Origin of the sequence: Vibrio sp. 1167, assembly GCF_033340375.1 — a bacterium.
Classification (GTDB): Bacteria; Pseudomonadota; Gammaproteobacteria; order Enterobacterales; family Vibrionaceae; genus Vibrio; species Vibrio alginolyticus.
Genome location: NZ_JAWOWK010000032.1, coordinates 1 through 6368, shown reverse-complemented (window position 1 = coordinate 6368; position 6368 = coordinate 1). Strand labels below are relative to the sequence as shown.

Sequence of the window (6368 nt, the reverse complement as noted above, 5' to 3'; positions counted from 1 at the left end):
TGTTTTACCGTGGTCAACGTGGCCGATAGTACCAACGTTAACGTGCGGTTTCGTACGTTCAAATTTTTCTTTAGACATGAGTGGTCCCTCTAGGTACGGATTTAGGTGGCCCAAATTGACCACGCAACCAAAAAAAGATAATTGGTAAATCTAATATCAAAAGGAAATAAACTTGAGAGCTGGTGCTGATAGGCAGACTCGAACTGCCGACCTCATCCTTACCAAGGATGCGCTCTACCACCTGAGCTATATCAGCACTCAAATTAGAGTGGAGCGGGCAGCGGGAATCGAACCCGCATCATCAGCTTGGAAGGCTGAGGTAATAGCCATTATACGATGCCCGCAACACGTAACTCTGAGAGCTATTTCCTAAAGAATATGGTGGAGGGGGACGGATTCGAACCATCGAAGGCAGTGCCGGCAGATTTACAGTCTGCTCCCTTTGGCCACTCGGGAACCCCTCCAAATTTTCAAGCCATTCAGACTACTAAAGGAAAGAATGGTGCCGACTACCGGAATCGAACTGGTGACCTACTGATTACAAGTCAGTTGCTCTACCTACTGAGCTAAGTCGGCATAAGTGGTGCGCATTCTATTGAATGATTTTCTAGGTTGCAATAGTAATTTGAAAAAAAATCATAAATTTCGATTTTTTAGATTCGTTTGCTGCAAATTCGTACAAACTTAGCTTTTTTAAAGCAAACTTCGACCTTTGTCGTTTGCTTTGAAGTTCGCTTGATGTATGTTCTTGCTTCTATTAAACCAAGGATATAAAGAGACCCATGAGTCCATTTTTGTCATTTGACCGTGCAAATTGGGCCGAGTTAAGAAACTCTGTACCGATGACACTTTCTGAAGACGACTTGACTGCGCTTCAGGGCATTAATGAAAACCTAACCATGGAGGAAGCGGTCGAGATCTACCTTCCTTTGTCTCGTCTTTTGAATCTGTATGTCCAAGCTCGTCAAAGCCGCAATTCCGTATTACAACAATTCTTAAATACAGAGGAACATGCTCCCCCTTTCGTAATTGGTATCGCTGGCAGTGTTGCTGTAGGCAAAAGTACGACTGCTCGTATTCTAACGGCATTGCTTTCTCGTTGGGAGAATCATCCCAAAGTCTCCTTGGTTACAACAGATGGCTTCCTATATCCGAAAAAAGTACTAGAAGAACGCGGTATCATGCATCGTAAAGGCTTCCCTGAATCCTATGATATCAAGCGTTTAGTCGAGTTCATGTCTGACGTAAAGGCAGGAAAGCCCGATCTTGAAGTACCCATCTACTCTCACATCACGTATGACATTACTGATGAACTAAGAAAAGTGGATAGACCGGATGTTCTTATTATTGAAGGTTTAAACGTTCTTCAAAGTGGAATGGACTATCCACATGACCCGCATCGTGTCTTCGTCTCTGACTTTTTAGATTTTTCAATTTATGTCGATGCAGAAACAGAGACCATTGAACATTGGTATGTAGAACGCTTTTTAAAGTTTCGCCAAGGGGCCTTTACGAAACCAGGCTCTTATTTTAGCCACTACACACAACTCTCTGTCGATGACGCAAAGAAAAAAGCGAAGCAAATTTGGCATGATATTAATGGGCTCAATTTAGAATTGAATATTCTTCCAACTCGTGAGAGAGCCCACTTGATTCTACACAAAGGCGTTAACCACTTAGTTGATAAAGTCTCGTTGCGAAAGTAATCGAAGATTAGTCACTTTTACGCAACGAGATTTCACCACCAATATAAGTCTCTAGTCCTTGGGAGGTTTCGATTAATATTCCACCTTGATGATCGATGCCTCGAACGACGCCATATACCTCTCTAGGACCAATAAGCAGTTTGACCTGACGATTAAGGAAATTGTCTAACCGATTCCAACGTTCGATAAAGCCAGTAAGTCCTTTCATTTCATATTCGACAAGTGCGGAATTCCAATGCTTGATAAGTGTCATTGCTAGAACATTTCTATCGATCTTGAGACTCTGATTTACTTGGTTCAACGTGGTCCATGGCTGGTCAATCTCAGGCTGGTCGTCAGGCATTCCAATATTCAGGCCCATCCCAATCACTAGATGAGCAGCCCCACCGGCCTGACCCGACATTTCAACCAAGATTCCGGCCAGTTTTTTGTCTTGATAATACAAGTCATTCGGCCACTTGAGTTTAACACCTTGCATGCCTACTTCTTCCAGAGCTTCCACTGCGACAATCCCAATCACCAAGCTCAAGCCCATTGCCGCAGCCATTCCTGCATCCAGTCGCCAATACATAGAGAGGTATAAGTTAGAGCCAAACGGTGAGACCCATTGTCTACCGCGGCGACCACGCCCTTGTGCTTGATATTCAGCAATACAAACACGGCCCTTTTCCGAATCCGCGACCCTGTCGAGCAAATATTGATTCGTTGAGTCAATCACAGGGACGAGTTCAACAAGTGACTCCGAGCTAGTGGTAAGGAGAGTCTCGTCTAACAGCTGCAATGGTGAGGCTAATTGGTAACCGCGCCCTTGCACTCGATAAATATCAATACCCCATTCACTAAGACCTTTAATGTGCTTAGCGATTGCCGCTCTGGAAACATTAAGATCGTCGCCCAAAGCTTCTCCTGAATGAAACTCTCCATCACTTAATAACTTTAAAATATAAAGTTTCGTAGAGTGATCTTTTCTCATCTAGATGCCTCGATCTGAGTCAAATTGGTCTCCCCGGTACGATTGAGAAAGCGTACTTCATGCTCAAGTATGATTTGGTATTTGTCCCATACTGTCTGCTTCACTAAAGAAGCAAGCGCGACAATGTCATCAGCACTACAATTATCTATGTTGGTCAAAACCAAAGCTTGCATAGGGTTGACCTGCGCACCATGTACAGACTTCCCCTTTAATCCACACTGATCAATAAGCCAACCAGCAGCAATTTTCATTCCTCCAGAAGCTGGGTAGGCTACTACGTTAGGGTATTTTTTTGTGAGTCGATCATAGTGATCTTGCGTGATCACTGGGTTTTTAAAGAAACTACCTGCGTTACCTATCTTGGTTGGATCTGGCAGTTTTGCCTTTCGCACTTGGCATACTCGTTCGAAGATAGAAGCAGGGCTGAGTTGTTCTTCTGGGATACTTTGTAAAGGACCGTACTGGTTAATCGGCTGCCATTGCTTCGCCAACTTAAGCCCTAATGCGGTGATAAAGCACTTTCCGTGCAACGCATGTTTAAATATGGAATCCCTATAGGCAAACTCACAGTCTTGGGCGTGCATTCTTTTGTTTTCAAACGTAGTTAGATCAAGAACATCTACATAATCACAGATATCTTTTAGCTCTAGGCCATACGCACCAATGTTCTGAATAGGAGCCGAGCCAGCACAACCTGGAATCAAAGCTAAGTTCTCGATCCCACCGATCCCCTGATTCACACACCAGGAAACTAATTCAGGCCAATCTTCACCACCGGCAATATGTAATAGGTAGTGCTCATCCGTTTCCGTGACTTCTTTACCCATGATTCGATTAACAATCACTAATCCCTCAAAATGTTCTGTAAAAAGAACATTACTTCCTTTACCTAAAAAAAGTTTCGGTAAATGGGTGAATCTTGGGTTTTGAAATAGCTCAATAACATCTTCGAGCGACTCAACGATAGCTAAATAGGAACACGATTGTTCAATTCCAAAAGTATGGTAAGCCTTTAGGCTCGCATTTGTTTTAATTTGCATAGTAGGTTTGCAACACCAGATAAGATTCTCTTAAACTGTCGACATTCTACATTAGTTATCTTTTAACCGCAGTGACAATACCAGACTCATTAATCATAGAAGTGTTAAATCCCATCAAGCTCCCCCTCATTAAGAAACTATACAAAGCGTACTACCCTGCGGGTCGAGCCAAAAAGGATGAATTGATCATTACAGCAAGCCATAAGGGTGAAATCATGGCGTTACTACGTTTAAAAAGTGTAGATAAAGTTCGTCTGTTGACAGGAATGTTGGTCATTCCGAAAGTTAGGGGAACAGGGATTGGAAAAAAACTACTAACTCATTGTAAAAACAATGTTTTCACTGATGGCGATTATTGCTTCGCGTTTACACATCTCGAATCCTATTATTCCAAGCATGGATTCACAACAATTGATTGCTCTGAGCTACCACACCCGCTAAAAATGGCATTTCAACGTTACGTAGATAGCGGTAAAGATCTCATTCCAATGCAATTCATCTCTTCAACGACATCAAAACGCGTGCTTTTGTAGCCAGGTAAATCATATCTTTGATAAAATGGCAGGTTCGCAATATTGCACTAAACTAAGGTACTCATACCGATATGATAGTAAGTAGGAATCCATTCGAACAGTTGCCAAGTCTCGCTGTCAATCCGGAAGACTTTGATGTTCTGTATTCAGCAGAATCATTCAGAACCCGTCTTTTAGATGCTATCAGCAAAGCAACGTCGCGAATTTACCTAGTCGCTCTATATCTGGAAGATGATGAAGCTGGACGTGAAATTCTCACTGCGCTTTATGAAGCGAAACAGCGCAATCCTGGGTTGGACATCAATATCTGTGTCGACTGGCATCGAGCGCAGCGTGGCCTGATTGGTGCGGAGACATCTGAGGGTAATTCAGCGCTTTACAAAGCATATGCCAGTAAGTACCAGCACCCAATCCCTGTCTATGGCATACCAGTGCGTGGCAGAGAAGTTTTTGGGGTACTGCATTTAAAAGGCTTCATTGTCGATGATACTGTTATCTATAGTGGGGCGAGCTTAAATAACGTTTATCTCCATTATCATGAACGTTATCGATTTGATCGTTACCATGTGATTCGACATGAACCTTTAGCGAATTCAATGGTGCAATTCATTCAGGAAGAAATGATTGCTCACCCTGCCGTTAATGATCTTGCAGGAAAAGATAAGCCAGAAACCAAAGAAATAAAGTCGGCGATTCGCCAACTGAGGGCTTCTCTTGCTCAAGCCAACTATAAGTTTGAAGACCAAGCTGCAACAGAAGAAAGCGTAAAAGTCACTCCGTTAGTTGGGCTAGGCAAACGCCGTAATCTACTCAATCAACAGATTGTAAAGTTATTGGCAGCAGCCCAAGACGAAATTTTCATTTGTACGCCTTACTTTAACTTCCCTAAAGCACTTCATCGTGAAGTGAAACGAGCCATGAAGCGTGGTGTGAAAGTAACTATTGTTGTGGGTGATAAAACCGCCAACGACTTTTACATTGCACCTGAGGAAGACTTTAAAACCATTGGCGGACTTCCATATCTTTACGAAGTGAATTTGCGTCGCTTTGCGAAAGCCAATGAAGCGAATATCGCCGCACGTAAATTGTCAATTCACCTATGGAAGCATGACAATAACAGCTTCCACCTTAAGGGTATTTGGGTTGATAAACGCTATATGCTACTTACTGGGAATAACCTAAATCCACGTGCTTGGTCACTCGACCTAGAAAATGGGCTACTCATACAAGACAATTATGCGAAGCTCACTGAGAAGTTTGAAGACGAAGTTTCGCGTATTCTTGAGCATACTCACCTTATCTGTACTTATAAGCAATTAGAGAAAGTAGAAGACTATCCTATAGGGGTGCAGCGACTGGTCAGAAAAATCACCCGCCTAAAGGCAGATGGTGTTTTAAAACGTATTCTTTAGACATCATTTCTCGCTCTAAAGTACGTCGAGATTTTTATACTAAGCCAACCGCTTTAGCAGTTGGCTTTTTCATATAATCCATTTGGAATACTTAACTATTTTCTAGTACCGCTAGTGAGCACATAACCACTTAGATGTAAAGCGACTCTCTTAATGGGTTTGAGCTTTGACGTTTGTGAGTATTCCGCATAGCTTACAGCCTCGAGCTAAGCTACCCCTCTCTGTTCTGGCGCTTCTTACCCTTTGGCGATATATTTTTTCTGAGACTCATCAAATGTTCAGCGTCGAAAATCATCACCTCGCTAATGAAGAGCTCCTTCAATCTTTCACCTTCCAATTCTTTTCAAGTCGTTTGATTTTTGAGCCAGGAGAGATTGGGGTATATATGACGCTTTTCTGGATTATGCGCACAGCTCGTTTTTTCTTTCTCATCAAGATTCAAGCCGTTGAACGCCTTTGAATACCATAGATTACTTAGGTTTGTTTGTAGGTCATATTGTCTTTCCACAGCATCAACGGCCTATATTAATTAAAGCCTAGTGTGTAATCACGCAAAGTTCACTTAGTAGGGATTATGGGGAGTAGTCTAATTAGGTGTAAACACACTTCAGGGAAACGCCGCAGTAGAAACGAAAAAAGCCTCAGTCTTTCGACTGAGGCTTAATATAAGTGGCGGAGTGGACGGGACTCGAACCCGCGACCCC

General features: G+C 42.7%; 5 protein-coding genes and 4 tRNA genes. 3 read left to right on the top strand and 6 right to left on the bottom strand.

The features are described 5' to 3' along the window. Positions 1–180 precede the first annotated feature (180 nt). From R7Z78_RS24000 to R7Z78_RS23985, 4 genes are all read right to left on the bottom strand, one after another. Positions 181–256 (bottom strand) — tRNA-Thr (locus R7Z78_RS24000). 13 nt (positions 257–269) lie between these two features. Continuing rightward, positions 270–344: transfer RNA gene (locus tag R7Z78_RS23995), tRNA-Gly, on the bottom strand. 35 nt (positions 345–379) lie between these two features. Then, positions 380–464 (bottom strand) — tRNA-Tyr (locus tag R7Z78_RS23990). Positions 465–500: 36 nt separating this feature from the next. Beyond that, positions 501–576 (bottom strand) — tRNA-Thr (locus tag R7Z78_RS23985). Positions 577–782: 206 nt separating this feature from the next. Between R7Z78_RS23985 and coaA the strand changes: the two genes are divergently transcribed. Next, positions 783–1706, top strand: coding sequence for a type I pantothenate kinase (gene coaA / locus R7Z78_RS23980; protein WP_005388683.1), 924 nt, complete (start codon positions 783–785; stop codon positions 1704–1706). A gap of 7 nt (positions 1707–1713) precedes the next feature. On the opposite strand, the gene birA is transcribed toward coaA, so the two are convergent. After that, positions 1714–2679 carry a bifunctional biotin--[acetyl-CoA-carboxylase] ligase/biotin operon repressor BirA gene (gene birA, locus R7Z78_RS23975; RefSeq protein WP_104975668.1) on the bottom strand — a complete coding sequence of 322 codons (966 nt, stop codon included), beginning with the start codon at positions 2677–2679 and terminating at the stop codon, positions 1714–1716. Continuing rightward, entirely contained in the window at positions 2676–3719 is a 1044-nt protein-coding gene (murB, locus tag R7Z78_RS23970; protein ID WP_053306556.1) for a UDP-N-acetylmuramate dehydrogenase, read from the bottom strand. The genes birA and murB overlap by 4 nt, the downstream gene beginning before the upstream one ends. 101 nt (positions 3720–3820) lie before the next feature. On the opposite strand from murB, the gene R7Z78_RS23965 reads away from it, so the two are divergent. After that, positions 3821–4252, top strand: coding sequence for a GNAT family N-acetyltransferase (locus R7Z78_RS23965; RefSeq protein ID WP_169643899.1), 432 nt, complete (start codon positions 3821–3823; stop codon positions 4250–4252). 71 nt (positions 4253–4323) lie between these two features. After that, a complete protein-coding gene (gene pssA / locus R7Z78_RS23960; RefSeq protein ID WP_104975670.1) occupies positions 4324–5664 on the top strand; it encodes a CDP-diacylglycerol--serine O-phosphatidyltransferase in 1341 nt (446 codons plus the stop codon). The last annotated feature ends 704 nt before the right edge of the window (positions 5665–6368 follow it).

Excerpts from the sequence above, each read along its gene's own strand:
- coaA (WP_005388683.1), top strand. The coding sequence starts at position 783 with ATGAGTCCATTTTTGTCATTTGACCGTGCAAATTGGGCCGAGTTAAGA.
- birA (WP_104975668.1), bottom strand. The coding sequence starts at position 2,679 with ATGAGAAAAGATCACTCTACGAAACTTTATATTTTAAAGTTATTAAGT.
- murB (WP_053306556.1), bottom strand. The coding sequence starts at position 3,719 with ATGCAAATTAAAACAAATGCGAGCCTAAAGGCTTACCATACTTTTGGA.
- pssA (WP_104975670.1), top strand. The coding sequence starts at position 4,324 with ATGATAGTAAGTAGGAATCCATTCGAACAGTTGCCAAGTCTCGCTGTC.